The 24,827-nt window shown below is 66.6% G+C and carries 21 protein-coding genes; 17 read left to right on the top strand and 4 right to left on the bottom strand.

All coding sequences use genetic code 11. The annotated features are described in order from the left end of the window. Nucleotides 1-185: 185 nt before the first annotated feature. From C1O66_RS01870 to C1O66_RS01850, 5 genes are all read left to right on the top strand, one after another. Nucleotides 186-812, top strand: a complete 627-nt coding sequence (locus C1O66_RS01870) for a PEP-CTERM sorting domain-containing protein (protein WP_102766289.1) — start codon at nt 186-188, stop codon at nt 810-812. Nucleotides 813-911: 99 nt separating this feature from the next. Continuing rightward, nucleotides 912-3,296, top strand: coding sequence for a M4 family metallopeptidase (locus C1O66_RS01865; protein ID WP_102766288.1), 2,385 nt, complete (start codon nt 912-914; stop codon nt 3,294-3,296). 391 nt (nt 3,297-3,687) lie between these two features. Then, nucleotides 3,688-4,122, top strand: a complete 435-nt coding sequence (locus C1O66_RS01860) for a PaaI family thioesterase (RefSeq protein WP_102766287.1) — start codon at nt 3,688-3,690, stop codon at nt 4,120-4,122. 398 nt (nt 4,123-4,520) lie between these two features. After that, a complete protein-coding gene (locus C1O66_RS01855) occupies nt 4,521-6,086 on the top strand; it encodes a methyl-accepting chemotaxis protein (RefSeq protein ID WP_102766286.1) in 1,566 nt (521 codons plus the stop codon). 154 nt (nt 6,087-6,240) lie between these two features. Further along, entirely contained in the window at nt 6,241-6,708 is a 468-nt protein-coding gene (locus tag C1O66_RS01850; protein WP_102766285.1) for a GyrI-like domain-containing protein, read from the top strand. Nucleotides 6,709-6,783: 75 nt separating this feature from the next. Here C1O66_RS01850 and C1O66_RS01845 read toward each other — a convergent pair whose 3' ends face one another. After that, entirely contained in the window at nt 6,784-8,790 is a 2,007-nt protein-coding gene (locus C1O66_RS01845; protein WP_102766608.1) for an SDR family oxidoreductase, read from the bottom strand. Nucleotides 8,791-9,047: 257 nt separating this feature from the next. On the opposite strand from C1O66_RS01845, the gene C1O66_RS01840 reads away from it, so the two are divergent. The 3 genes from C1O66_RS01840 (at nt 9,048) to C1O66_RS01830 (ending at nt 11,903) form a co-directional block, all read left to right on the top strand. Next, a complete protein-coding gene (locus tag C1O66_RS01840) occupies nt 9,048-9,833 on the top strand; it encodes a phasin family protein (protein ID WP_341476777.1) in 786 nt (261 codons plus the stop codon). Nucleotides 9,834-9,880: 47 nt separating this feature from the next. Then, the gene (locus C1O66_RS01835; RefSeq protein ID WP_102766283.1) at nt 9,881-11,149 is read left to right on the top strand and encodes a patatin-like phospholipase family protein; all 1,269 of its coding nucleotides are present in this window, start codon (nt 9,881-9,883) and stop codon (nt 11,147-11,149) included. Between the two features lie 139 nt (nt 11,150-11,288). Further along, complete coding sequence (locus tag C1O66_RS01830) at nt 11,289-11,903, top strand: PEP-CTERM sorting domain-containing protein (protein WP_102766607.1); 615 nt, start codon at nt 11,289-11,291, stop codon at nt 11,901-11,903. A gap of 132 nt (nt 11,904-12,035) precedes the next feature. On the opposite strand, the gene C1O66_RS01825 is transcribed toward C1O66_RS01830, so the two are convergent. Both C1O66_RS01825 and C1O66_RS01820 read right to left on the bottom strand, forming a co-directional pair. Next, nucleotides 12,036-13,523 carry a carboxypeptidase M32 gene (locus C1O66_RS01825; RefSeq protein WP_102766606.1) on the bottom strand — a complete coding sequence of 496 codons (1,488 nt, stop codon included), beginning with the start codon at nt 13,521-13,523 and terminating at the stop codon, nt 12,036-12,038. Nucleotides 13,524-13,588: 65 nt separating this feature from the next. Further along, entirely contained in the window at nt 13,589-14,083 is a 495-nt protein-coding gene (locus C1O66_RS01820; RefSeq protein WP_102766605.1) for a YqaA family protein, read from the bottom strand. A gap of 24 nt (nt 14,084-14,107) precedes the next feature. Between C1O66_RS01820 and C1O66_RS01815 the strand changes: the two genes are divergently transcribed. The 8 genes from C1O66_RS01815 to C1O66_RS01780 all read left to right on the top strand — a co-directional run bounded on the left by C1O66_RS01815 (nt 14,108) and on the right by C1O66_RS01780 (nt 22,523). After that, nucleotides 14,108-14,959, top strand: a complete 852-nt coding sequence (locus C1O66_RS01815) for a substrate-binding periplasmic protein (protein ID WP_102766282.1) — start codon at nt 14,108-14,110, stop codon at nt 14,957-14,959. A gap of 164 nt (nt 14,960-15,123) precedes the next feature. Then, on the top strand, nt 15,124-16,224 hold the full coding sequence (gene dusB, locus C1O66_RS01810; RefSeq protein ID WP_165794421.1) for a tRNA dihydrouridine synthase DusB: 1,101 nt from the start codon (nt 15,124-15,126) through the stop codon (nt 16,222-16,224). Continuing rightward, nucleotides 16,221-16,460: a helix-turn-helix domain-containing protein gene (locus C1O66_RS01805; protein WP_102766281.1), complete on the top strand. Its 240-nt coding sequence runs from the start codon at nt 16,221-16,223 to the stop codon at nt 16,458-16,460. Before dusB ends, C1O66_RS01805 begins: the two co-directional genes overlap by 4 nt. Before the next feature lie 52 nt (nt 16,461-16,512). Next, the gene (gene purH / locus C1O66_RS01800; protein WP_207795880.1) at nt 16,513-18,093 is read left to right on the top strand and encodes a bifunctional phosphoribosylaminoimidazolecarboxamide formyltransferase/IMP cyclohydrolase; all 1,581 of its coding nucleotides are present in this window, start codon (nt 16,513-16,515) and stop codon (nt 18,091-18,093) included. A gap of 232 nt (nt 18,094-18,325) precedes the next feature. After that, nucleotides 18,326-19,735: a coniferyl aldehyde dehydrogenase gene (locus C1O66_RS01795; RefSeq protein WP_102766280.1), complete on the top strand. Its 1,410-nt coding sequence runs from the start codon at nt 18,326-18,328 to the stop codon at nt 19,733-19,735. After that, entirely contained in the window at nt 19,732-20,274 is a 543-nt protein-coding gene (locus C1O66_RS01790) for a hypothetical protein (protein WP_133155066.1), read from the top strand. Before C1O66_RS01795 ends, C1O66_RS01790 begins: the two co-directional genes overlap by 4 nt. A 2-nt stretch (nt 20,275-20,276) precedes the next feature. After that, nucleotides 20,277-21,968 carry a GMC family oxidoreductase gene (locus tag C1O66_RS01785; RefSeq protein WP_102766278.1) on the top strand — a complete coding sequence of 564 codons (1,692 nt, stop codon included), beginning with the start codon at nt 20,277-20,279 and terminating at the stop codon, nt 21,966-21,968. Between the two features lie 72 nt (nt 21,969-22,040). Continuing rightward, on the top strand, nt 22,041-22,523 hold the full coding sequence (locus tag C1O66_RS01780) for a low molecular weight protein-tyrosine-phosphatase (protein WP_243392667.1): 483 nt from the start codon (nt 22,041-22,043) through the stop codon (nt 22,521-22,523). Between the two features lie 19 nt (nt 22,524-22,542). On the opposite strand, the gene C1O66_RS01775 is transcribed toward C1O66_RS01780, so the two are convergent. Then, nucleotides 22,543-23,229, bottom strand: coding sequence for a DUF502 domain-containing protein (locus C1O66_RS01775; RefSeq protein WP_102766276.1), 687 nt, complete (start codon nt 23,227-23,229; stop codon nt 22,543-22,545). Between the two features lie 245 nt (nt 23,230-23,474). On the opposite strand from C1O66_RS01775, the gene C1O66_RS01770 reads away from it, so the two are divergent. Then, nucleotides 23,475-24,692 (top strand): serine hydrolase domain-containing protein, encoded by a 1,218-nt coding sequence (locus C1O66_RS01770; protein WP_165794420.1) that lies wholly within the window; start codon nt 23,475-23,477, stop codon nt 24,690-24,692. Nucleotides 24,693-24,827: the final 135 nt, after the last annotated feature.

The following is a 24,827-nucleotide window of genomic DNA, read 5'->3' as shown; positions in this document are numbered from 1 at the left end:
ACGCCGCGCTCGACATGGCACAAATATCGACCGCTCGCAATCCGGTGATCCCGCATCCCGCGTTTTCAGGACAGGCACTTCACTCCTAGTGCTTCCCCCCTTTCCGTGACTTGCGTCACGTGAGAACGTCGAAGGCACGAGAACCTTCTGGGGTTCGTCTCATCCATTTGATCGAGGGAATCTGAATGCAGACTGCACACCGCCTGGCTGTCACGGCCGCCGTGCTGGCCGCCCTGGCCACACCGTCGTTCGCCGACACCACCACCTACACCAACTCGGCCGCCTTCCTGGCCGGCCTGAGCGGCCCCGGCTACACCGAGGCTTTCGCTGGCCTGAGCAGTCCGGCCAGCGGCGCCAACCTGAGCTTCAGCTCGGGAGGCTTCAGCTACAGCATCAGCTCTCTCGGCGATCTGTACGCATCGGGCTCCGTCCTGGGCACCAGCCTGCCCGACCAGGCACTGACCATCACCTTCACCAGCGGCAATGTCACCGCCGTGGGCGGCGATTTCTTCAACGTCAACCTGTCGGACGAGTTCCAGCAGGTTGCGGTGACCCTGACCTTGAGCGACGGCACCACCACCACCTTCACCCCGGCCAGCGCGGCTGACAGTTTCCGCGGCTTCGCCTCGACCCAGGTCATCAGCTCGCTGACCATCAGCGCACCCGGCGCCACGCTGTACGCCAGCGTGGACAACCTGACCGTGGGCTCGGTCACCCCGGTGCCGGAACCCAGCAGCTGGGCCCTGATGGGCCTGGGCCTGATCGGCGTGGGTGCCCTCGCCCGCCGCCGCAGCAGCGCCACGCAACACTGATCGCCCCATAGCGGCGGGCGCACCGAAAGCGCCCGCCTCGATGCCGCCGATTCTTCCATCCATGTTGATGCGGTGAAGCCACCGCGCTCCGGAGACCTTATGACCCGAAACCAAAAGAAGCTGTCCCTGCTGGCCCTGTCCATGGGCCTGGCCCTGGCCAGCCAAGCGCAGGCACAGAACGCCCTGAACGGCCAACGCGAAGCCCTGGACCGACTGGCCACTGCCACCGGCAGCAGCGCTGATGTGTCCTACCATGCCGCCACCGGTGCCGCCCGCTTCGTGCGCGTGCCGGCCGGCGCCAAGCTGGCTGCCCGTGCCAGTGCCGTCGGCGATGCCGCCAAGCAGACCGCCACGGTGCAATTCCTGAACGAGTACGCCGCGCTGTTTGGCATCCGAGACGCTAGCAGCGAACTGTCGGCCCCGATCATCAGCAAGGACCGCCAAGGCAGCACCCGCCTGAGCTACCAGCAGGTCTACCAAGGCTTGCCGGTGTTCGGCGGCGAACTCAAGGCCCACTACGACGCCGCCGACAATCTGGTGGTCGTCAACGGCACCTTCATCCCCGGCATCAACGTCAAGGCCACGCCCAGCCGCACGGCCGAGCAGGCCAGCAAGATCGCCGTGACCGCCGTCAATGCCGAACTGAAGCGGCCGACTCGCCTGAGCGCCGGCACCCCGACCCTGATGATCTTCCGCGAAGGTCTGGCCAAGGGCGTGGAAGGCATCAACCACCTGGCCTGGCAGGTCGAAGTGGGCAACAAGCAGGATGTGCGCGAGTTCGTGTACGTCGATGCCCACACCGGCAAGGTGATCGACAAGATCAGCGGCATCCATGAGTCCATGAACCGCCGCGCCTTCGACGGCCAGGGCAAGCTGCCGCCGGTGCCCAACTACCCGAACTCACCGTTCTGGGTGGAAGGCCAGGCATTCCCGACCGGCACCGTCGAGGCTGACAACATGATTGCCGCCTCTGCCGACATTTACAACATGTTCAAGAACGCCTTCGGTCGCGACGCCTTTGACGGCAAGGGCAAGACCATGGACTCGATCTTCAACCGCGGCGACCTCTGCCCGAACGCGTCCTGGAACGGCACCTACATCTCCTTCTGCCCGGGCACCACAACCGACGACGTGACCGCGCACGAATGGGGTCATGCCTACACCGAGTACACCCACGGCCTGATCTACCAATGGCAACCGGGCGCCTTGAATGAGGCCTACTCCGACATCTGGGGTGAAACCGTGGACCGCCTGAACAGCCGCGGCACCGACGTTCCCGATGCGGCCCGTACCGCCGGCGCCTGCACGGTCTTCACCAAGGTCGGTGGCGTGCCCGGCACCGACAACTCGGTGCGCTGGCTGATGGGCGAAGATGCCACCGCTTTCAGCGGCGCCATCCGCGATATGTACAACCCGACCTGCTACGGCCACCCGGCCAAGGTGACGGACACCCGCTACCGCTGCAGCACCGGCGACTCCGGTGGCGTGCACAGCAACTCCGGCGTGCCCAACCATGGTTACGCCCTGCTGGTGGACGGCGGCACTTACAACGGTCAGACGATCCTCCCGATCGGCCTGACCAAGGCCGCCCACATCTACTACCGCGCCCAAAGCGTGTACCAAGGCCCGGCCAGCGGCTTCGCCGATCACGCCGACGCCCTGGCTCAGTCCTGCACCGACCTGACCGGCCAGAACCTGAACGACCTGAAGACTGGCGCTCCCTCGGGCGAGGTCATCAACGCCCAGGACTGCGCGCAGATTGGCAAGATGGCCCAAGCCGTTGAGCTGCGCACCCCACCGTCGCAGTGCAACTTTGTGCCCCTGCTGGCCAAGTCGCCACCAGCCCTGTGCCCCACCGGCAATGTGGCTCCGCTGCTGTCGGACAGCTTCGACGGCGGCAAGGCCGGCGGTGTGCGTTGGCAAGTCAGCTACCAAGGCCGCAACCCCGAGTTCACACCTCGCAACTGGGGCGTGGTGACCAAGCTGCCCAACGGACGCCCGGGTTATGCCCTGTTTGCTGCCGACCCCAATATCGGCACCTGCAGCCCCGGCGGCAACGAAGCGGGCGTCGTCCGCATCGAAAGCCCCGAGTTCGCCATCACGGCCGATGCCGCAGCGCCGAAGCTGACGTTTGATCACTGGGTCGCCACCGAGCCCACCTGGGACGGCGGCAATCTGAAGATCAGCGTCAACGGCGGTGCCTGGCAGCTGATCGCCGCCTCGGACTTTGTCTACAACGCCTACAACACGACCCTGAAAACGGTCGCCCAAGGCAACGACAACCCGCTGGCCGGCCAAGCCGCCTTCTCGGGCACGGACGGTGGTTCGGTGAGTGGCTCCTGGGGTCGCTCCATCGTCAACCTGTCTCGCTTTGCCAAGCCCAATGACAAGGTCAAGCTGCGCTTCGAGATGTCCACCGACGGTTGCGGTGGCAACATCGGCTGGTATGTCGATGACGTGAAGGTGTATCGCTGCACCCCCTGAGCCTGAAAGCGGCACCGGCGCTGCGCTCGCCGGTCCCTTCTCACGGTTCATACAGGCCTCCCTTCGGGAGGCCTTTTTTATGGCCGGGCTTGGAACGCGCTGAAGGAAGCTGTCGGCGCGGAGCTGTCGCTCGCGCACAAGCTGCAGCTCGCAGAGCTCTCAGAGGACCGCAAAGGACGCTGAGACAAAAACTCCTTTCTCTCACTGCAGCCTCTGCGGTTCTCCGAGAACTCTGCGTTCGAATCGAAACCTCAGCGAACGACGGCTCTGTGCCGACAGCCGCATGCAACTGCCTCCCTCGACGGACCAGCTGTTCTTCGAAACGCAGCGCTCAGGCGGCAACAAGGCCGTCAAAATCAATCCACGACGAGTTGACCCCGCATCACCACCCATGACACGCCTTCACCAAGCCCCTCCACGCCCAAGCCAGGCCGAGTTGGCCGACTTCCTGGCCCGGGAGTTTCCGCAGTCCAAATGCAGCATCGAGGCGCTGGGGCCGCGCAGCGCAACAGTGCGGCATCCGGTCGGTGAGTCGGAGTTGCGGCCCGGCGGCACCGTGTCCGGGCCGGTGTTGATGACCGTGGCCGATGTGGCCTTGTACGTGGCCATTCTTGGCGAGATCGGCATCGTGCCACTGACGGTGACCACCAGCCTGAACATCAATTTTCTGCGCAAGCCGGCCGGTGACCGTGACATCCTCGGCGTCTGCACCCTGATGAAGCTGGGCCGAACCCTGGCGGTGGGCGAGGTCAGCCTGTACTCCGAGGGCAGCGATGAGCCGGTCGCGCATGTGGTGGGCACCTACGCCATTCCGCGCAAAGACTGAGGCCCACAAGACCTGACCCCACGGAGCGGAGCTTCACCGAGTCGAGCACAGGGTGCTCACTGGCCCTGCTGTTGGCAGGCTTTGGCAGCCAGTTGCTGCTCGCCACCTTGCAGGCACTGCACCGGCATTCGGCTGGAGCGACAGAGATGCGAAATTCGCACACATGCGCCTTCACAAATTCGTCACACTGCCGATAACGCCAGGGGATCTCCCGGCCTGCCCGCCTCACCTCCTGCAGAAGTGAATGGGCGACGCCGGATCAGGGAAGAGGTCCTCCATCCATCAGGTCTGACTTGCACCCAGACGGAGCAGTCTCAGGCCTGTGCGTGGTTCAGCCATCCAGCGGCCAACACCGGCGTCCTTGCACCGAGAGCCGCGCCCACAACACAAGGTTTGTCATGCGCAACAATCAGCCGGTCAGCCAACGGGAATATGACTTCCCGGCCGATGCCACCCTGATGTCCACCACGGATGTCAACTCCCGCATCACCTATGCCAACGGCGCCTTTGTGGCCGTCAGTGGCTACAGCGAGGCCGACATCCTCGGTCAGCCCCACAACCTGGTGCGCCACCCCGACATGCCGGCGGAAGCCTTCGCCGATATGTGGGCCACGCTCAAGTCCGGCCAGTCCTGGACCGCCTTGGTCAAGAACCGCCGCCAGAACGGCGACCACTACTGGGTGCGCGCCAACGCCACGCCGGTGGAGCGCCACGGCCGCGTGGTCGGCTATATGTCGGTGCGCACCAAACCGCCGCGCGCTGAAATCCAGACCGCCGAAACGCTCTATGCCGCCTTTCGTCAGGGTCAGGCCGGTGACTTGAGCTTCCACAAAGGATTGATCGTGCGACGCGGTCTGCGTGGCGTGTTTTCACGCGGACTGCAGACTTGGTCGGTGCGAACCCGCATCTGGGCCGGCGCCTTGCTGATGCCCGTGCTGAGCCTGCTGGCAGCCAGCCAGCTCGGCTTGGCAACGGGCGCGCTGGCCGGCCTGGCGGGCATCCTGGCCTTGAGCTGCGGCCTGAGTGCCTGGTGGCTGCACAGCCAGGTTTCAACGCCGGTCGAATTGCTCGCCTCGCAGGCCCGCGCCATTGCAGCGGGCGATACCCACTCCAACATCCAGATGGACCGCGTCGACGAGCTTGGCATGAGCATGCGCGCCATCAACCAGCTGGGCCTGATGTTCCGCTGGATCGTGGACGACGTCAGCGAGCAGGTGCTGACCGTGCGCACCGCCAGCAGCGAGATCGCGCAAGGCAACAACGACCTCAGCGCCCGCACGGAACAGGCGGCGTCCAGCCTGGAGGAAACGGCCGCTTCGATGGAGCAGATGAGCTCCACCGTGCGAAACAACTCCGACACCGCCCACCAGGCCACCCAGGTGGCCCAGGATGCGAGCCGCGTGGCCGAACAAGGCGGCGAGGTGGTCGGCCAGGTCAACCGCACCATGGAAGGCATCACCGCCTCCAGCCGCAAGATCAACGACATCATCGGCGTGATCGACGGCATTGCTTTCCAGACCAACATCCTGGCACTGAATGCGGCCGTGGAAGCGGCGCGCGCTGGCGAGCAAGGCCGCGGCTTTGCCGTGGTGGCGGCCGAGGTGCGCAGCCTGGCCCAGCGCAGCGCCGAGGCGGCCAAGGAGATCAAGACCCTGATCAGCGACAGCGTCGAGAAGGTCGAACATGGCGCCCGCCAGGTCGGCAATGCCGAGCGCACCATGGGCGAGATCGTCCAGCAAGTGAGCCAGGTCAGCCAGCTGATCACCAGCATCAGCCAGGCCAACCGCGAGCAGAGCACCGGCATCGGCCAGGTCACCGAGGCGGTCAACCACCTCGACCAGGTCACGCAGCAGAACGCCGCCCTGGTCGAGCAATCCACCGCCGCCACCGAAAGCCTGCGCAACCAGGCCGATCAGCTGGTGCGCGCCCTGGCCATCTTCCGCGCCGAGCCAGGCCGGCACTGAAGCCGCGCCGCGGAGCGCCTTGCCACCGCGGCCAGCAAGGTCGCGTGATTACTACCGCAGCTCAACGGCCGCCCAGGCCGCACGCCAGCGCCGTCTGCAACGATGATCGGGGCTACTTCGCTCCCAAGCCCATCAGCAGACTGCACCGTGCGCCATGCCCCACGTCGAAACCCTCCCCGCCTTTGAACTCCTCGGCCTGAGTTGCCGCACCAGCAACGCCGCTGAAATGGACCACCAGCATCCCGAGCGCGCGCGCATCGGCCGGCTCTGGCAAGACTTTGCAGGCTCGGGCCTGCAAGGTGATGTGTTCGGGGCCTACTTCGACTACGCCGACCGCCACCACGCGGACTACCGCGTGCTGGCTGGCATCCGGGCGCCTCACAGCGCGGAAGAACGCAAGGTCAATGCCGGAGCCACCACCGACCGCCGCCTGCAGGTGCCGGCCGGCCGCTACCTGGTCTTTGAAGCCCAGGGCACTCTGCCAGAGGCTTTGATCCAGACCTGGGGCGAGGTCTGGGCCTATTTCGAGCAGCCGGGCGCGCCCGAGCGCGCCTACGGCGTGGACCTGGAGCGTTATCTGGGCCCGGGCCATGTGCAGATCTGCATCGGCCTGAAAGACTAGATCGAGACCCGGCGCACTGAAGAAGCTCGGTTCGAACAGCGGGCGCCACCCGACTCGTGGCACCCGCTTCGAGGCTCAGAAGTGAATGCCCTTCATCATCTGCTGCAGGGCGATCGCCTCGGCAGACAGCTGCGGCTTGGAGCCGGGCTTGGCGCCCTTGGCCGCATCGCTGTCAGGGAACATGCGGAAGCTGGTGTTCATGACGATCTGCGCGACACGCGGCACCAGGGCATGCATCAGCTCGCCGGTGATGCCCAGACGTGTGGCGATGCGCACCGGCTTGGCAATGCAGGCCTGCGCCACCATATCGGCCGCTTCTTCCGGCGCCAGCGTAGGCACGTTCTTGTAGATCTGCGTCGGCGCGATCATGGGCGTGCGCACCAGCGGCATATTGATGGTGGTGAAGGTCACGCCCAGGTCGGCATATTCGCTGGAGGCGCAGCGTGTCCAGGCATCGAGCGCGGCCTTGCTGGCCACATAGGCCGAGAAGCGCGGCGCATTGGTCAGCACGCCGATGCTGGAGATGTTGACCACATGGCCCTTCTTCTTGGCCACCATGCCGGGCAGCAGACCCATGGTCACGCGCAGGCAGCCGAAATAATTCAGCTGCATGGTGCGCTCGAAATCATGGAAGCGGTCGTAGCTGCTCTCGATGGCGCGGCGGATCGAGCGGCCGGCGTTGTTGATCAGGAAATCGACACCACCGAACTGTTCGGAGATGGCGGCAATCATGGCCGCGCAGCTTTCCTCGTTGGCAATGTCGGCCGAGAAAGCGTGCACCTGGGCTTGCGCACCAGCAGCCTCGCGGATCTCCTTCACCGCTTCGGCCAGCTTGATCTCGTCGCGGGCGCAGATCAGGGTGATGGCGCCGGCTTCGGCAAACTTCTTGGCCGCCGCCAAGCCGATGCCGGAGGAGCCGCCCGTCACCAGCACCACCTTGCCGGCGGTGGCACCGCGCAGGCTGCGGTCGATCGACAGATCGGGGTCGAGGTGGCGCTCCCAGTAATCCCACAGCCGCCAGGCGTAGTCATGCAGATTGGGGCAGGCAATGCCCGAGCCCTTGAGCGCAGCCTCGGTCTCACGGCAATCAAAGCGAGTCGGGTAGTTGATGAAGGTGAACATATCGTCGGGCAGGCCGAGATCCTTCATCACCGCATTGCGGATGCGCCGCACCGGCGCCAGCGCCATCAGCCCCTTCTTGACGCTCTTGGGAATGAAACCGAGCAGGGCCGCATTGATGAAGAGATTCATCTTGGGCGCATGCGCGGCCTTGGAGAAGATGTCCAGCACATCGCCGACGCGGTAGCCGACCGGGTCGACCAGATGGAAGCAGGCGCCGCTCTTGCGCTCGCGGTGGGCGATGTGGTCGAGCGCGTTGACGACGAAATCGACCGGCACGATGTTGACGCGCCCGCCTTCCAGGCCAATCGAGGGCATCCAGGGCGGCAGGATCTGGCGTAGGCGCTGGATGGGCTTGAAAAAGTAGTACGGGCCGTCGACCTTGTCCATCTCGCCGGTGCTGGAGTCGCCCACCACCATGGCCGGGCGGTAGACCGTCCAGGGCCGCTTGCACTCCTTGCGCACGATCTTCTCGCTCTCGTGCTTGGTCATGAAGTAGGGGTGATCCAGGCCCTCGGCCTCGTCGAACATGTCCTCGCGGAACACGCCTTCGTAGAGGCCGGCCGCGGCGATGGACGAAACATGGTGAACATGACCGGCCTCGATGGCCTGGGCAAACTCGACCAGGCTGCGCGTGCCGTCGACATTCACCGCCACTTGCGAGGCCTCGTCGGCCTTGAGGTCGTAGACCGCGGCCAGATGGAAGACATGGTCGATCTGGCCTTTGAGGCGCTTGAGGTCCTCCGCCGCCACACCAAGCTTCTTGCCCGTTAGGTCACCGAACACCGGCAGCGCGCGGGTGCTGTTCTTGGCCAGGCCCCAAAAGGCCAGCAGCTCGGGCAGCTTGTCCCGGCTTTCTTCGCGCAGCAGGAAGTGAACCGTGCTGCCGCGCCGGGCCAGCAGCTTTTTGACCAGGCGCTTGCCGATGAAGCCCGTGGCTCCGGTGACGAAATACTGCTGCATGTGCATGTCTCCTGCGTAGGGGTGCGAGAACTCTTGTGCCTGGATTCTTGACCAAGTGAAAGCAGGCGCTGCTGCATGCTTTCCCGCACAGGGCTGCACAGCGCCCCATCCGGGCTTAGGTAGAGCGTACTGCCTAGCTTTCCCCGGTGCCAAATGCCAGCGGGGCGATCTATAGTGACTTCATCGCTGGCAAAGGCTGGCGACAATCCAACCAACGCTCTCCAAGGACTGACAACATGGTCAAGAAGCTTCAGAAAATGGCAGCCAAGAAAAACTCCGCTTCCAATGGAGCCTTCGGCGGCGCCCTGCCCGCCGGCCTGCTGGACAGCCAGCTGGCGCAGAGCGTGCGTGACTCCGCTCAACAAATCTGGGCCGCTGGCCTGGGCGCCTTCTCCAAGGCACAGGGCGAGGGTGGCAAGGTGTTTGAAGCCCTGGTCAAGGAAGGCCTGACCCTGCAGAAGAAAACCCAATCGGCCGCCGAAGAAAAGCTCGGCGCCATGGCCAGCAAGGTCAGCGGCATGGCCGGTGATGTCGGCAGCAAGGCCGGCCAGCACTGGGACAAGCTGGAATCGATTTTTGAAGAACGCGTGGCCCGTGCGCTCAAGCGCCTGGGCGTGCCCGCCGCCAAGGACATCGACGAGCTGATCGAGCGCATCGACGCCCTCAGCGACGCCCTGGGCCTGAAGGTGCCGGCCAAGAAGGCCGGCAAGGCCGCGGCACCCAAGGCCAAGGCTGCGGCCAAGCCGGCGGCTAAAACCGCCGACAAAGCCCCAGCCAAAGCGCCCGCCAAAAAGGCCGCTGCCAGCAAGGCACCCGCCCAGCCCTTCGCCAAAGCCGCGAGCAGGCCGGCAGCCAAAGCCCCGGTGAAGGCCGCTGCCAAGCCGGCCGCCAAAGCTCCGGTCAAGGCAGCAGCCAAAGCAGCCGCACCGGCGCCCAAGCCCGCCGCCAAGCCGCGCGCCAAGAAGGCCGCCGCCCCGGTGAGCGCCGCTGCCAGCGCCAGCCCGGCTGCCGCAGCCGCCGCCGAGGCCGGCACCGCCGCCTGATCGATCGACCGCCCGCCACGCGCACTCGCTGACTGTCCCACCGCCGCATGCCCACAGCCCGCCGCAAGCCCCGCTCGGCCCCCCCCGCCACGCCACCGCGCCGCTCCGGCCGGCCGCGCATCGGGCTGGCCCTGGCGGGCGGTGGGCCGCTCGGCGCGATCTATGAAATCGGCGCGCTCTGCGCGCTGGAAGAATCGATCACGGGCCTGGACTTCTGCGACTGCGACTCCTACATCGGCATCAGCGCCGGCGGCTTCATCGCCGCCGGCCTGGCCAATGGCATGGGCCCGCGCATGCTCAGCGCGGCCTTCATCGAGAACAGCGCCCCGGCACCCGACAGCTTTGACCCGGCCGAGCTCATGCACCCGGCCTGGGCCGAATACGGCGAGCGCCTGCGCCTGCTGCCCGGTCTGCTGAAATCTGCAGTTTGGGATCACTGGATGGAAGGCCGCTCGCTGATGGGCGCCTTCGAGCGCCTGGGCCGCGCCCTGCCCACCGGCCTGCTTTCAGGCGACGCGCTGGAAGCGCAGATCCGCCGCCAGTTCGCCCTGCCCGGCCGCAGCAACGATTTCCGCGAACTCGGCCGCCGCCTGGTGCTGGTGGCCACCGATCTGGACAGCGGCGAGGCTGTGCCCTTCGGCCTGCCCGGCTGGGACGATGTGCCCATCTCGCGCGCCGTGCAGGCCAGCGCCGCCCTGCCGGGCCTGTTCCCGCCGGTCAAGATCGCCGGCCGTCACTATGTGGACGGCGCCCTCAAAAAGACCTTGCATGCCTCGCTGCTGCTGCAGGAAGGCGTGGATCTGCTGATCTGCCTGAACCCGCTGGTGCCCTATGAATCGGACCGCGAGCATCCGCTGGCGCAACAGATGCCGGCACGGGGCCAAGGGCCCCAGGAAACCTCCATCCCCCACCTCGTGGACGGCGGCCTGCCCCTGGTGATGAGCCAGACCTTCCGCTCGCTGATCCACTCGCGGCTGGAGCTGGGCATGAAGCGCTACGAGCACACCCACCCCGGCACCGACATCCTGCTCTTCGAGCCCGACCACCGCGATGCCGAGATGTTCCTGGCCAACACCTTCAGCTACTCGCAGCGCCGCCATCTGGCCGAGCACGCCTACCAGACCACGCGGGCGCGCCTGCGCCGCCGCGCGCCCAAGTTGCAGGCCGCCCTGCAGCGCCATGGCCTCAGCCTCAACCTGGAAGCACTGAACGAGCCAGGCCGACGCCTGCTCAGCGAGCCCGCGGCCACCCGCACCGAAGATGCTCTGCGCCGCCTGCGCGCGGCCCTGAGCCTGCTGGAAGCGCGCCACGCCTGAGCGCACAGGCCGCTGCGGCGTGACCCCCGTCACGTTCGCGCCCTGCAGCCCCTCCAGCCAGGGGTATTCCCGCAGACCAGGCCTCGCAACAATGGCTTCCAGGGCCTCCGCACCGGCGGCCCGCCTCAAGGAAGTCCCCATGCGCACGATGCTCCTCTCCGCCCTGCTGCTCGCCACCCCGCTGCTCAGCCAGGCCGACAGCGCCAGCAATCTGGTGGTCAACGGCAGCTTTGAATCCGTGGTCATCAACTCCAGCAATCGCTGGGACATCTTCAGCAACATCAGCGGCTGGACTGGCGGCAGCGCCGGCATCGAGGTGCGCAACAACGCGGTGGGCCTGGCCCGCGACGGCGTCAATTTCGTGGAGCTGGACACCACGGCCAACAGCAGCATGTTCCAGACCGTGGCCACCCAGGCCGGCCAGCGCTACACCCTGAGCTTTTTCTACGCCGACCGCATCGGCAACGGCCAGGCCAGCAACGGCCTGGACTGGAGCCTGGACGGCAGCCACTGGAACGCGGTCAGCAGCGGCACCGGTGGCAACAGCCACGACTGGAAGCAGCTGCAGTTCGACTTCAATGCCACGGGCGCGACCACGCTCTACTTCCGCGCCAGCGGCAGCAGCGACCGTCTGGGCACCTCGCTGGACCAGGTCAGCATCACCACGGCCGTGCCGGAGCCGCAAAGCGCCGCCCTGCTGCTGGGCGGCCTGGCCGCGCTCAGCTTTCTGGCCCGCCGCCGGCGCCTGAACTGATCACAATCCGCACACCGGGACGTCGTGGGTCCTGAAACGACAAGAAAAGAAGAGAAGAGAAAAGCGGAACCAAAAAAGGGCGCCTCCTCGCGGGGGCGCCCTTTGCTTTTGCAGCGGCCGTGGCTGCGGGCCTCAGCCGAGGTAGCGCGACTGCAGATGGGCCTTGAAATGCGCCGGATTCAGCGTCTCGCCGCTGGCGCGGCGCACCAGCTCGGGCGTCTCGTAGCGGCTGCCTTGCAGCCAGATGTTCTCGCGCAGCCAGTCGAACACCGGGGCCAGATCGCCGGCGGCGATGCGGGCGTCCAGGTCGGGCATGGCGCGGCGCATGGTGGCGAACCATTGGGCGGCATACATGGCGCCCAGTGTGTAGCAGGGGAAGTAGCCGATCAGGCCGCAACCCCAGTGCACGTCCTGCATGCAGCCGTCCTTGTAGTTGCCACGGGTGTCCAGACCCAGCAGCTCCATCATCTTGGCGTCCCACAGGGCCGGGATGTCCTCGACCTCGATCTCGCCCTCGACCAGAGGCCGCTCGATCTCGTAGCGCAGGATCACATGGGCCGGGTAGGTCACCTCGTCAGCATCCACACGGATGAAGCCGGGGTTCACACGGGTCAGCAGGCGATTCAGATTGCCCGGCTCAAAAGCAGGCTGCTCGCCCAGATGGCGGCTGACCAGTGGGCTGAGCAGGCGGGCAAAGGCCGGATGGCTGCCCAGCTGCATCTCGAAAGACAGGCTCTGGCTTTCGTGCAAACCCATGGAGCGGGCCTGGCCCAAAGGCTGGCCCAGCCACTCGCGCGGCAGGTTCTGCTCGTAGCGACCGTGGCCGGTTTCGTGGATGGTGCCCATCAGGCTGGGCAGGAAATCGTCCTCGCGGTAGCGCGTGGTCATGCGCACGTCTTCGGGCACGCCGCCGCAGAAGGGGTGGCTGCTCTCGTCCAGGCGGCCGGCTTCGAAATCAAAGCCCATCAATCGCATGGCGTCCAGGCCCAGGGCTTTTTGCGCCGCTTGCGTGAAGGGGCCGACCGGGCGGATCACGGTCTCCTGCGCCTGCTTCTCGCGCACCTGCCGGATCAGGGCCGGCAGCCAGCTGCGCAGGTCGCCAAACACGCGGTCCACTTCGGCGCTGCGCATGCCGGGCTCGTACAGATCGAGCAGCGCGTCATAGCGCGACAGGCCCGTGCCATCGGCGAGCAGAGTCGCTTCTTCGCGGGTCAGACGAACGACCTCGCGCAGGTTCTCGACATAGCCGGCCCAGTCATTGGCCTGGCGCTGCGCGCGCCACGCATGTTCGCAGCGAGAGTTGGCCAAAGACTTGGCTTCGACCAGGCTTTGCGGCAAGGCGTTGGACGCGCGCCAGGCGCGGCCCATCTCACGCAGATTGGCGCGTTGGTCGGCCTCCAGGTTTTCCGCTGCGGCCTGCTCCAGCAGACTTTTGAGCTGCGGCTCGGTGGCCAGCTGGTGCAGCAGGCCGCCCATTTCGGCCAGGGCCAGCGAGCGCGCCTCATTGCCCTTGGGCGGCATATTGGCCGACTGGTCCCATTGCGCGATCGATTGCAGATGACCCAGGCGGTGCAGACGCTGGTGGCGCTGGAACAGTTCGGTGTAGGCGGGCGTGCTCATGAGGCGGTTCGCGAAGAGTTGGAACTGGGGCGCATTGTCCACGTTCGACCGGCCCGTGCCCCAAGTCAGGGCGCCGAACCCGGGAAGACCCAGATCAGGGCCGCCGTCATCAGCACATAGCGGCAGAACTTGCCCACCGCCATATAGGCCACGCAGGGCCAGAAGGGCAGGCGCAACCAGCCCGCCACGGCACACAGCGGATCCCCCACCCCCGGCAGCCAGCTCAGCAAACAGGCCTTGGCCCCGAACTGCTGCAGCCAGGCCAGGGCGCGCGGGTTGGGCGGAGCCCGCTTGACGCGGTGCTCGTAGGCCAGCTCGGCGCCTCGGCCCATCCACCAGCTGATGGCGCCGCCCAGGGTGTTGCCCACCGTGGCCACCAGCACCGCCGGCCAGAACATGGCCGGATCGGCCTTGACCAGCAGGAACACGGCCGGCTCCGAACCCAGGGGCAGCAAGGTGGCCGAGACCAGGGCGATCAGGAACACCGCCGGCAGGCCCACCGCCGGCAGCGCGGCCCAGGCCAGCAGGCCGTGAATCATGTTTTGCAAAGCGGTTTCCATCAAAGGCATTATCCTGAGGCCCGGATGAGCGCCCGCCCTACCTCCCCTGCCCCCCTGAGCCGAGCCTGGCAGCAGCATCGCCGCTGGCTGTGCCTGCTCGCGGGCTTGTGGCTGGGCGGCAGCTCGGGCGCCTGGGCCGAACCCGCCGTCTGCAAAACCTTGGTGGCCTCGGGCAACCCGCAATACCCGCCCTACCTCTGGCGCGATCCAGCCGATGAAAGCCGCCTGGTCGGCGCCAATGCCGACCTGATGCAGCGTCTGGCCCAGGAGCTGGGCGTGACCATCGAGATGCGCTACGTCGGCCCCTGGGGCCGGGTGCAGGAAGAGGCCAAGGCCGGCCGCATCGATCTGATCGCCGGGGCCTTCTGGACCCAGCCGCGCACCGAGTACATGGACTACTTCACCCCGGCGTTTCACCAGACACGCTCGGTGATCTGGGTGAACGCCAAGTCACGCCTGGTTTACCGCCAATGGAGCGATCTGGTCGGCCAGCAGGGCGTGACGGTCATCAACAACAGCTTTGGCGAGGCCTTCGACCGCTACGCCCGCCAAGCCCTCAAGATCACCCAGGTGGCCAGCCTGGAGCAGGCCATCCAGATGCTGCAGCGCGGCCGGGCCGATTACCTGATTTACGAAGACAGCCCCGGCCAGGCCTTTCTGGCCAAGCTGGACATCCAGGGGGTGCGCATGCTGACGCCGGCCGTCGCCAACGAAGCCCTGCACCTGACTCTGGCCCACAAATCGCCCTGCAACACCGGCGAGTTGCGGGGACGGATCGCCCGCGCCCTGCACAAGCTGGCTGGCGCCAACCCGCTGCCCGAGCTGCTGGACAAAAACATCCAGCTCTGGCGCCTGCACAGCCCGAACGTGAAATAAATAGCAGCGGGCCAAGCCGCCTGGACGGGCACCCGCGGCATATAATCCTGCCTCTTTTTTGGGCAGATTGAGGGCTGTGAACGGCTCGCCAGCTGCCTGCCAGTGCGGCCGCCGCGCTGGCGCCCCGCCGCTCCACCGCTTCTTTTTCGCCCGCCGTCGTCTCCATGCCCGCCGCCCTGCCGACGCTCCGTCTCGGCACCCATTCCCTGCCCAACCGACTGTTCGTGGCGCCCATGGCCGGCGTCACCGACCGGCCGTTCCGCCAGCTCTGCCGGCGCCTGGGTGCCGGCTATGCGGTCAGCGAGATGGTGACCTCGCGCAAAGACCTCTGGAACAGCCTCAAGACCTCGCGCCGCGCCAACCACGACGGTGAGGCCGGTCCCATCGCCGTGCAGATCGCCGGCACCGACGCGCCCATGATGGCCGAGGCCGCCCGCTACAACATCGAGCGCGGCGCCCAGATCATTGACATCAATATGGGCTGCCCGGCCAAAAAGGTCTGCACCAAATGGGCCGGCTCGGCCCTGATGCAGGACGAACCCCTGGCCACCGAGATCATGGCCGCCGTGGTCGAAGCGGCCGCGCCCTTCGGCGTGCCGGTGACCCTGAAGATGCGCACCGGCTGGTGCGAAACCGAGAAGAACGCCCAGCGCCTGGCCCTGGCCGCGCAGGATGCCGGCATTGCCATGGTCACCGTGCATGGCCGCACCCGCGAGCAGGGCTACAAAGGCCTGGCCGAGTACGACACGGTGGCCTCGGTCAAGGCCGCGCTACAGATCCCGGTGGTGGCCAATGGCGACATCGATTCGCCTCAGAAAGCCAAGGCCGTGCTCGATCGCACCGGCGCCGATGCCCTGATGATCGGCCGCGCTGCCCAAGGCCGGCCCTGGATCTTTGCCGAGATCGATCACTTCCTGCGCACCGGCGAAGCGCTGCCGCCACCGCGCGTGCAGGACGCCAGCGACTGGCTGATCGAACACCTGCACGACCACTACAGCCTCTATGGCGCGCTGGCCGGCATGCGCAGCGCGCGCAAGCACATCGGCTGGGCCGTGCGCGGCCTGCCCGGCGGCGAAGAGTTCCGCCAGCACATGAACCTGCTGGAGAGCTGCGAGGCCCAGGTCATCGCCCTGCGCCAGTGGTTCGCCGAGCTGGCCGACCAGCATGAACGGCTGCCTGTGTCGACGCTGCCCCTCGGGGACGATGGCGGCGACACCGACGACGCCTCCTCACAAAAAGAACACGCACCGAAAGCTTCTGCATGAGCACCACGCCCACCCCGATCGATCAATGCGTTCGCGAGAACCTGCAGGCCTATTTCAGTGACCTGGAAGGCGAGGAGCCTCATTCCATGCACGAGATGCTGATCAAGCTGGTGGAAAAGCCCCTGCTCGAGGTGGTGATGCAAAAAGCCCAGGGCAACCAGAGCAAGGCGGCCGAATGGCTGGGCATCAACCGCAACACCTTGCGCCGCAAGCTGACCGAACACCAGATGCTGTGAGCCCCGCACACAGCACACGCCACGAATCCACACTCCCCGACGAGCACCTGCCATGACGCAACTGACTGCCTTGATCTCCGTGTCCGACAAGACCGGCATCCTCGAATTCGCCAAGGAGCTGCACGCCCTGAATGTGCGCCTGCTGTCGACCGGCGGCACGGCCAAGCTGCTGGCCGATGCCGGCCTGCCAGTGACCGAGGTGGCTGATCACACCGGCTTCCCCGAGATGCTGGACGGTCGCGTCAAGACCTTGCACCCCAAGGTGCACGGCGGCCTGCTGGCCCGCCGCGACTTCCCCGAACACATGGCTGCCGCCGCTCAGCACGGCATCACCATGATCGACATCCTGGCTGTCAACCTCTACCCCTTTGAGGCCACCGTCGCCAAGCCCGGTTGCACGCTGGAAGACGCAATCGAGAACATCGACATCGGCGGCCCGGCCATGGTGCGCAGCGCGGCCAAGAACTGGAAAGACGTCACCGTGCTGACCGACGCCAGCCAGTACGCCCAAGTGCTGGCCGAGCTGAAGGCTCACGGCAAGACCAGCGACAAGACCCGCTTTGCCGCCTCCGTGGCCGCCTTCAACCGCATCGCTCAATATGACGCTGCGATCAGCAATTACCTGAGCGCACGCACCGAAGAAGGCACGCTGTCCGAGTACCCCGGCCAGATGAACAGCAGCTTCGTCAAGGTGCAAGACCTGCGCTACGGCGAGAACAGCCATCAGACCGCTGCGCTCTACCGCGATCTGCACCCTGCACCCGGTTCGCTGGTCACCGCCAAGCAACTCCAAGGCAAAGAACTCAGCTACAACAATATCGCCGACTCCGACGCCGCCTGGGAATGCGTGAAGAGCTTTGACGTGCCGGCCTGCGTGATCGTCAAGCACGCCAACCCCTGCGGCGTGGCCGTCGCCGCCAACGCGGCCGAAGCCTATGCCAAGGCCTTGAAGACCGACCCGACCAGCGCCTTCGGCGGCATCATCGCCTTCAACCGTGAGGTGGACGGCGCCGCTGCTGCACACGTGTCCAAGCAGTTCGTCGAAGTGCTGATGGCGCCGAGCTTCAGCGCCGAAGCGCTGGAGATCTTCAAGGCCAAGGTCAATGTGCGCCTGCTGCAGATCGACCTGCCCCCGGGCGGCTCGACACCTTGGCTGCAAGGCCGCAATCTGGGCGACAGCAAGCGCATTGGTTCCGGCATCCTGCTGCAAAGCGCCGACAACCACTTCCTCAAGAAGGAAGACCTGAAGATCGTCACGGCCCTGCAGCCCAGCGCCCAGCAGCTCGATGACCTGATGTTCGCCTGGACCGTGGCCCAGTATGTGAAGAGCAATGCCATCGTCTTCTGCGGCGGCGGCATGACCCTGGGCGTGGGCGCCGGCCAGATGAGCCGTGTCGACTCGACCAAGATCGCCGCCATCAAGGCCGCCAACGCCGGCCTGGAACTGAAGGGCTCGGCGGTCGCCAGCGATGCCTTCTTCCCCTTCCGCGACGGCGTGGACGTGCTGGCCGATGCTGGCGCCACCTGCGTCATCCAGCCAGGCGGCTCCATGCGCGACGACGAAGTGATCGCCGCCGCCAATGAGCGCGGCCTGGCCATGGTCTTCACCGGCGTGCGTCACTTCCGCCACTGAGCGGCAGCGCGAGGCGCTGTACGGCCCCCCCACGACCTGTCCCGCGGCCTGCCAAACGGCCGGCCCTGCCCGTAGGCGGCAGGGTCGGCCGTTTCGCTTTCCTTGGCAGGCCGGCCCTCTTTCAGCACGACTAGACACCTGCCTCTAGCCGAGGGCTGATTCGCTAGGCAGGGGATGCGCTTGCGGTTAGCCTTGGCGGCAAACAGGAAAAGACCGCCAGGAGACACTTTCAATGGATCAAACGCTGCAAGAGCGTCTGCATCTCGTGCTGGAACAGCAGCGCGCCGCCTTCCGCGCCGAGATGGCGCCCAGCCGCGAGGTCCGCCTGGACCGGCTGGAACGCGTGCGCCGCATGACGGCCCAACACAGCGAAGCCCTGGTGAAAGCCATCTCGGCCGATTTCGGTCACCGCGCCCGCCAGGAAACCCTGCTGGCCGACATCTTCACGGTCGAATCGGGCGCCCGCCATGCGCAGAAGCATCTGCGTGACTGGATGCGCCCGCGCCGCCAGCCCACCGCCCTGCACTTCCAGCCGGCCCGCAATCTGCTGATGCGCCAGCCTCTGGGCGTGGTCGGCGTGGTGGCGCCCTGGAACTACCCCTACTACCTGGCCCTGGGCCCGGCCGTGGGCGCCCTGGCCGCGGGCAACCGGGTGATGATCAAGCCCTCGGAGCTGACACCGCGCACCGGTGAGCTGATGGCCGCCATGGTGGCCGAGTTCTTTGCGCCCGAGGAGATGACCGTGGTCAATGGCGAGGCCGAGCTGGCGCGCGCCTTCACCGCCCTGCCCTTTGATCATCTGTGCTTCACCGGCTCCACCGCCGTGGGCCGCATCGTCGCGCAGGCGGCGGCGCAAAACCTGACCCCGGTGACGCTGGAGTTGGGCGGCAAATCGCCCGCCCTGGTGGACCGCAGCTGCGACCTCAAGCTCACCGCCAGCCGCATCGCGCATGGCAAGCTCTTCAACGCCGGCCAGACCTGCGTGGCGCCCGACTACCTGCTGGTGCCCAAGGACATGGTCGAGCCCCTGGTGCAGGAGATCCGCGGCGCCATGCGCCGGCTCTACCCCAAGATCGCCGGCAACCCCGACTACACCCACATCGCCACGCCGCGCCACCTGGCCCGGCTGCGCGGCCTGCTCGACGATGCCCGCGCCAAGGGCGCCAAGATCATCCCCAGCCACGAGGAAAAAACCGTCGGCCGCGGCCTGGTGCCGCAGTTGCTGCTGGGCGTGAACGAGCAGATGACGGTGATGCAGGAGGAGATTTTCGGCCCCCTGCTGCCCATCGTGCCCTACGTCGAGGTGGACCATGCCCTCGCCTATATCAACCGCCACGACAAGCCCCTGGCCCTGTACTGGTTCGGCCGCGATGCCGCCATGCGGGAGCATGTGCTGAGCCAGACCCAGGCCGGCGGCGTGACGGTCAACGACTGCATCTGGCACCTCGGCCAGGAGGAACAGCCCTTCGGCGGCGTTGGCGCCAGTGGCATGGGCGCCTACCACGGCGAGTTCGGCTTCCGCAGCTTCAGCAAGGAGAAGCCAGTCTTCCACCAATCGCGCTGGGCCGGCACGCGCTTGTTTTTCCCACCCTACGGCAAGACCTTTGACCGCCTGCTGGGTTTGCTGAAGAAGATCGCATGAACGCCACCCCGATGTCCTCCCCAGCCTCAATGCAGCGCCGCCGCTTTCTGAAGTTAGGCCTGGGGGCCACGGCCTTGCTGGCCGTGGCCGGTGCCGGCACTGCCTTGCTGAGCAAGCCCGGCCTGATCGAAGGCCGCCTGAGCGCGCCCTCGCGCCAGCTGATGCGCGCCATCACCGTGGCCGTCTGCGGCGATCTGCTGCCGCCCGAGGGTCCGGCTCGCGAAGCACGCCTGGCCCGACACATGGACCAACTGGACCGTCAGATTGCCGGCTTCCCGCCCGCCTTGCGCGGCGACTTGGGCCAATTGCTGACCCTGCTGGGCACGGCGCCCGGCCGCCTGGGCCTGATGGGCTTGCGCAGCCCTTGGGCCGAGGCCTCTGCGGCCGAAGTGCAGGCCCGGCTGCAAGTCATGGGCCACTCCAGCCTGGCCCTGCGTCAGCAGGTCTTCCATGCCCTGCGGGACCTGAACTGCCTGGTGTTCTTCAACGACCCGGCCAGCTGGGCCCTGGTCGGCTACCCCGGTCCGAGGACGAATTGAGCATGAGCAGCAGTGACATCCGTGACAACGACGGCCCCAGCGGCGCGATCACTGGCATCCCAGACCCCATTGCAGAAGGCCTGGCACGCGGCTGGAAGGTGCGCGGCGGCCCGCATGGTGCCCTGCCCGAGCGCATCGACTGCGATGTCGCCATCATCGGCAGCGGCGCCGGCGCCGGCGTCACGGCCGAGATGCTGGCGCGCGCCGGCCTCCAGGTCTTGATCATCGAAGAAGGCCCGCTCAAATCCAGCCGCGACTTCCGCCAGCGCGAATCCGACGCTTACACCCAGCTCTACCAGGAAGGCGGCGGCCGCAAGACCGCCGACCAGGCCATCCCCGTGCTGCAAGGCCGCTGCGTCGGCGGCAGCACCACCGTCAACTGGGCCGGCTCCTTCCGCACCCCGGCCGAAACCCTGGCCTTCTGGGGCGAGCGCTTCGGCCTGAGCACGCTGAACTTCGACGCCATGCAACCCTGGTTCGAGCAGGTGGAGAAGCGCCTGAACATCTCGCCCTGGCTGACCGAAGCCAACGCCAACAACCAGGTACTGCGCCGCGGCCTGGAGAAGGTCGGCGTTCCTGCGCCCACCATCAACCGCAATGTCAAAGGCTGCTGGAACCTGGGTTCCTGCGGCCTGGGCTGTCCGACCAATGCCAAGCAGTCCATGCTGGTGACCACCATCCCGGCCGCTCTGGACCTGGGTGCGACCCTGCTGGTGCAGACCCGGGCCGAGCGCTTCGAGCTGCAGAGCAAGCTGGGCAACAGCGATGAGCGCGAGGCTGAAGCCCTGATCTGCCAGCCCATCCAGACCGATGGCAGCCCGGCCGGCGCGCCGCTGCGCGTGCGCGCCAAGCATTTCGTGGTGGCCGGTGGCGCCATCAATTCGCCCGCCCTGCTGCTGCGCTCGGATGCGCCCGACCCTTTCAATCTGCTCGGCCGCCGCACCTTTTTGCACCCCACCGTGGCCAGCTGCAGTGTCATGCCCGAGGTGGTGAATGGCTGGGCCGGTGCACCGCTGGCGGTCTACTCCGACCATTTCCTCAGCACCCAGGCGATGGACGGGGTGATCGGCTACAAGCTCGAAACCGCGCCGGTGCACCCGGGCCTGGTGCTGACCAATCTGGGTGGCATCGGCAGCAAACTGGCCGAGCGCGCCCGTGCCCTGCCACAGACTGCCGTACTGATCGGCCTGCTGCGCGATGGCTTCCACCCCGATTCGATCGGCGGCAGCGTCAAGCTGCGCCGCGACGGCAGCCCGGCCCTGGACTACCCCGTCAACGCCTATCTGCTGGAAGGCGCGCGCCGCGCCCACCTGACCATGGCCGAGGTGCAGTTCGCCGCCGGTGCGAGAAGCGTGCACCCGGTGCACGAGCTGGCGCAGGACTATCGCAGCTGGGCCGAGGCCAAGGCGGCCATCCAGGCCCTGCCCTACAAGCCCTTCATCACCGGCTTTGCCAGCGCCCATGTGATGGGCGGCTGTGGCATGGCGGCCGATGCGGCGCGCGGCGTGGTGCGGCCCGACGGCCAGCACTGGCAGCTGCGCAATGTCTCGGTGCACGACGGCTCGACCTTCCCGACCAGCATCGGCGCCAATCCGCAGATGACGGTGTACAGCCAGGCGGCGCGCATGACGGCGGGGCTCGCCCGGCGGCTGAACGGCCGTGAGGTGCGCCTGTTCTCGCCGAGCCAGAGCTGAGCAGGTAAGTAAGACTGCCAGGCACAATGCCCGCTGCATCCACAGCCTCCAGGCCAAGCCGGGCGCTCCGCCATGCCTCGTGATCCGATCCGCATCTTGTTCGTCTGCATGGGCAATATCTGCCGCAGCCCGACAGCCGAAGCCGTGCTCCGCGAGCAGCTGCGCGCCCATGGCCTGACGCAGCGCTGCGAGGTGGATTCCGCTGGCACGCACGGTTATCACGTGGGCGAGCCGCCCGATCCGCGCTCGCAGGCTCATGCACGGCAACGCGGCATCGACATGTCCAAGCTGCGCGCCCGCCAGGTGCAAAGCAGCGACTTCGCCCACTTCGACCTGTTGCTGGCCATGGACGCCGACAACCTCGCCCTGCTGCGCCAGCGCTGCCCGGCCGACCAACCACAAAGCAAGCTGCGCCTGCTGACCGACTTTTGCCAGCGCCAATCTGCCCGGGCTGTGCCCGATCCTTACTACGGCGGCCCCGAAGGTTTTGAGCAGGTGCTCGACATCGTCGAAGACGCTTGCGAGGGCTTGCGCCTGCAGCTGTTTCCAGCCTGAGTTCTTCAGGCCGCCCGGCTCAGCGCGCCTTCTTGCCGCTGCCCAGCACCTCGGGCGTGGTCACGCCCATGGACACATACAAACTGCTCAGACCGTCCATGCCGATCTCGGCCGGTCGCACCCAGTCGCGCGGCAGATACAGCAAGCCGCCACCCACCGGCACCGGCGCGGTGGGCACCAGCACGGCGAGGTAGGCGTTCCCGCCAATGTCCACCGGTTCCGGGCTGGACAGCAAGCCCAGCACCAACACACCGCCCTCGGGCTTGATACCACCGAAATGGCACCACACCGGCGCCATCGCCCGCACGCCGGCTTCGTCGCGCGTGGACACCATCTCGATCATGCGTTTGAGCAGGTCGTAGACCGTGCTGATCACCGGAATGCGCGCAATCAAGGTTTCCAACAGCGCCTTCACCCGACGCTGCAACTGCGTCTCCACCAGCAAGCCCAGCAGATAGACAAACACCAACACTAAGCCCAGACCGATCAGATACGCCGCCAGTGGCGACTCGGTCAAGCGCAAGCCCAAGCGCCCCAGCGCATGGCCGAGCACGCTCTTCGGCCCCAGATAGTCCATCAACAGAGACATCACCCAGCCCAGCAACACCAGCGTGGCCACCAAGGGCAGCACCGTCAGAAAGCCGGTGACAAACGTGCGAAGGACGTGACGGCGAGCTTGAGCGGCGAAGGGTGCGGGGGTGGGCATGGAGGGCAAGTGGGCAGAATGAGAACTGCGGCATCATGCCAGCAGGCGCCCGATGCGCGCATCACCCGTGGCACACTTTGCGGTCCCGAGCGCGCGCAGCCTCACCCGCCATGGCTGGAACGGCGAACAAGTGCATTCCAAGGGAAACAAGGACGGGTCGGGCAGACCGTGAACCTGAGGGCCCTGTCCAGGCATCGGTCCCAAGCCTGCAGACCCGACATCCGCCCTCATTCAGCTCAGCCCTCATGCCCACATTCAAAGCTCTGGCCCCGCTGCTCGCCCTGACGCTGGCTGCAACGGCAACGCTCCGCCATGCGCAAGCCGCAGAGGCGCAGGACCCCGCGGCAGCCCTCGCCCCCTTGATCGCCCAGATCGAAGCCGCGCAAAGCCCCAAGCGCGGCGGGCTCGATGGCTTCACGCTGCAGGAGGTGATGAAAAAGTTTGGCGTGCCGGGCCTGAGCATTGCGGTGGTGAAAGACTTCAAGATTCACTGGGCCAAGGCTTACGGGGTGGCCGATGTGGAAACTGGGCGGGCGGTGGATGTGAACACAGCCTTCCAGGCGGCGTCGATTTCCAAGCCTGTCATGGCCATGGCGGTGGTCAAGCTGGCGCAAGATGGACGCTTGTCGCTCGATGCTGATGTCAACACGATGCTGCGCGCCTGGAAGGTGCCGCAGACCGAGCTGACCCGCGCGCAGCCGGTGACGCCGCGCGCACTCTTGAGCCACACCTCAGGCTCGGATGATGGCTTCGGATTTCCTGGCTATGCGCCCGACGCGCCCTTGCCCAGCGTGGTGCAGATCATCCAAGGGGACAACAAGCTGGCCAATGTCAGCGGCGTGCGCTTCAGCCGCCCGCCTTACCAAGCGATGAAGTACTCCGGCGGCGGCTCGCTCATCATGCAGCAGGCCCTCACCGACCTGAGCGGCCAGCCTTTTGCCGAGCTGATGCAAAGCACCGTGCTGGGGCCTCTGGGCATGACGGGCAGCAGCTTTCAGCAGCCGCCTCGCACCGATTGGGCGCCGCGCCTGGCCTATGCCCACAACCAGAAAGGTCAACGCATGGGCGCGCCCTGGCATGTCTACCCAGAGCAAGCAGCGGCGGGGCTGTGGACCACGCCCTCAGACCTGGCGCGCTTCATGATTGAAGTACAGCAAGCCCGTCGCGGCCCCGGCAAAGGCAAGCTGCTGACGCCACTCGGTGCGCTGGAGATGAGCAGCCCGGTGGGCAGCGGCGCATTTGCCGTGGGCCTGCAGCTGGAGATGATCGGCCAAGGCTGGTACTTCATGCACGGGGGCTCCAACTGGGGCTTTCAATGCGATCTCAGCGGCCATGTGCTCAAGGGCTATGGTGTGGTGATCATGAGCAACGGCGAAGGCGGAGGCGCTGCAATTCGTGAAATTCGCAATCGCGTGGCTGCCGCCTATGGCTGGGACCAGCTCGACAAGCCCCTGGCCCGATAGCCCGATAGCCCGACAGACGGGCCTGAGGGGAAATTGCCGCGCTCAGCCGTAGCGCAAGCAAGAGCCGGGTGTTGCCGTGGGCGTGATTTCATCGAGTTGGAAGAGGTGCCAACGGTGCGCTTCCCGATCTCGCGG

This window comes from Paucibacter aquatile, from assembly GCF_002885975.1.
In the GTDB taxonomy this organism is placed as follows: Bacteria; Pseudomonadota; Gammaproteobacteria; order Burkholderiales; family Burkholderiaceae_C; genus Paucibacter_A; species Paucibacter_A aquatilis.
This window is presented reverse-complemented; position numbering and strand designations above follow the sequence as displayed.

Bases quoted from the DNA above. Each gene is read 5' to 3' on its own strand.
- C1O66_RS01820 (WP_102766605.1), bottom strand. From the start codon at position 14,083: ATGGAAACCGCTTTGCAAAACATGATTCACGGCCTGCTGGCCTGGGCC.
- C1O66_RS01785 (WP_102766278.1), top strand. From the start codon at position 20,277: ATGAGCAGCAGTGACATCCGTGACAACGACGGCCCCAGCGGCGCGATC.
- C1O66_RS01830 (WP_102766607.1), top strand. From the start codon at position 11,289: ATGCGCACGATGCTCCTCTCCGCCCTGCTGCTCGCCACCCCGCTGCTC.
- C1O66_RS01835 (WP_102766283.1), top strand. From the start codon at position 9,881: ATGCCCACAGCCCGCCGCAAGCCCCGCTCGGCCCCCCCCGCCACGCCA.
- C1O66_RS01805 (WP_102766281.1), top strand. From the start codon at position 16,221: ATGAGCACCACGCCCACCCCGATCGATCAATGCGTTCGCGAGAACCTG.
- C1O66_RS01845 (WP_102766608.1), bottom strand. From the start codon at position 8,790: ATGCAGCAGTATTTCGTCACCGGAGCCACGGGCTTCATCGGCAAGCGC.
- C1O66_RS01865 (WP_102766288.1), top strand. From the start codon at position 912: ATGACCCGAAACCAAAAGAAGCTGTCCCTGCTGGCCCTGTCCATGGGC.
- C1O66_RS01860 (WP_102766287.1), top strand. From the start codon at position 3,688: ATGACACGCCTTCACCAAGCCCCTCCACGCCCAAGCCAGGCCGAGTTG.
- C1O66_RS01795 (WP_102766280.1), top strand. From the start codon at position 18,326: ATGGATCAAACGCTGCAAGAGCGTCTGCATCTCGTGCTGGAACAGCAG.
- dusB (WP_165794421.1), top strand. From the start codon at position 15,124: ATGCCCGCCGCCCTGCCGACGCTCCGTCTCGGCACCCATTCCCTGCCC.
- C1O66_RS01815 (WP_102766282.1), top strand. From the start codon at position 14,108: ATGAGCGCCCGCCCTACCTCCCCTGCCCCCCTGAGCCGAGCCTGGCAG.
- C1O66_RS01850 (WP_102766285.1), top strand. From the start codon at position 6,241: ATGCCCCACGTCGAAACCCTCCCCGCCTTTGAACTCCTCGGCCTGAGT.
- C1O66_RS01840 (WP_341476777.1), top strand. From the start codon at position 9,048: ATGGCAGCCAAGAAAAACTCCGCTTCCAATGGAGCCTTCGGCGGCGCC.
- C1O66_RS01855 (WP_102766286.1), top strand. From the start codon at position 4,521: ATGCGCAACAATCAGCCGGTCAGCCAACGGGAATATGACTTCCCGGCC.
- C1O66_RS01770 (WP_165794420.1), top strand. From the start codon at position 23,475: ATGCCCACATTCAAAGCTCTGGCCCCGCTGCTCGCCCTGACGCTGGCT.
- purH (WP_207795880.1), top strand. From the start codon at position 16,513: ATGACGCAACTGACTGCCTTGATCTCCGTGTCCGACAAGACCGGCATC.
- C1O66_RS01870 (WP_102766289.1), top strand. From the start codon at position 186: ATGCAGACTGCACACCGCCTGGCTGTCACGGCCGCCGTGCTGGCCGCC.
- C1O66_RS01825 (WP_102766606.1), bottom strand. From the start codon at position 13,523: ATGAGCACGCCCGCCTACACCGAACTGTTCCAGCGCCACCAGCGTCTG.
- C1O66_RS01775 (WP_102766276.1), bottom strand. From the start codon at position 23,229: ATGCCCACCCCCGCACCCTTCGCCGCTCAAGCTCGCCGTCACGTCCTT.
- C1O66_RS01790 (WP_133155066.1), top strand. From the start codon at position 19,732: ATGAACGCCACCCCGATGTCCTCCCCAGCCTCAATGCAGCGCCGCCGC.
- C1O66_RS01780 (WP_243392667.1), top strand. From the start codon at position 22,041: ATGCCTCGTGATCCGATCCGCATCTTGTTCGTCTGCATGGGCAATATC.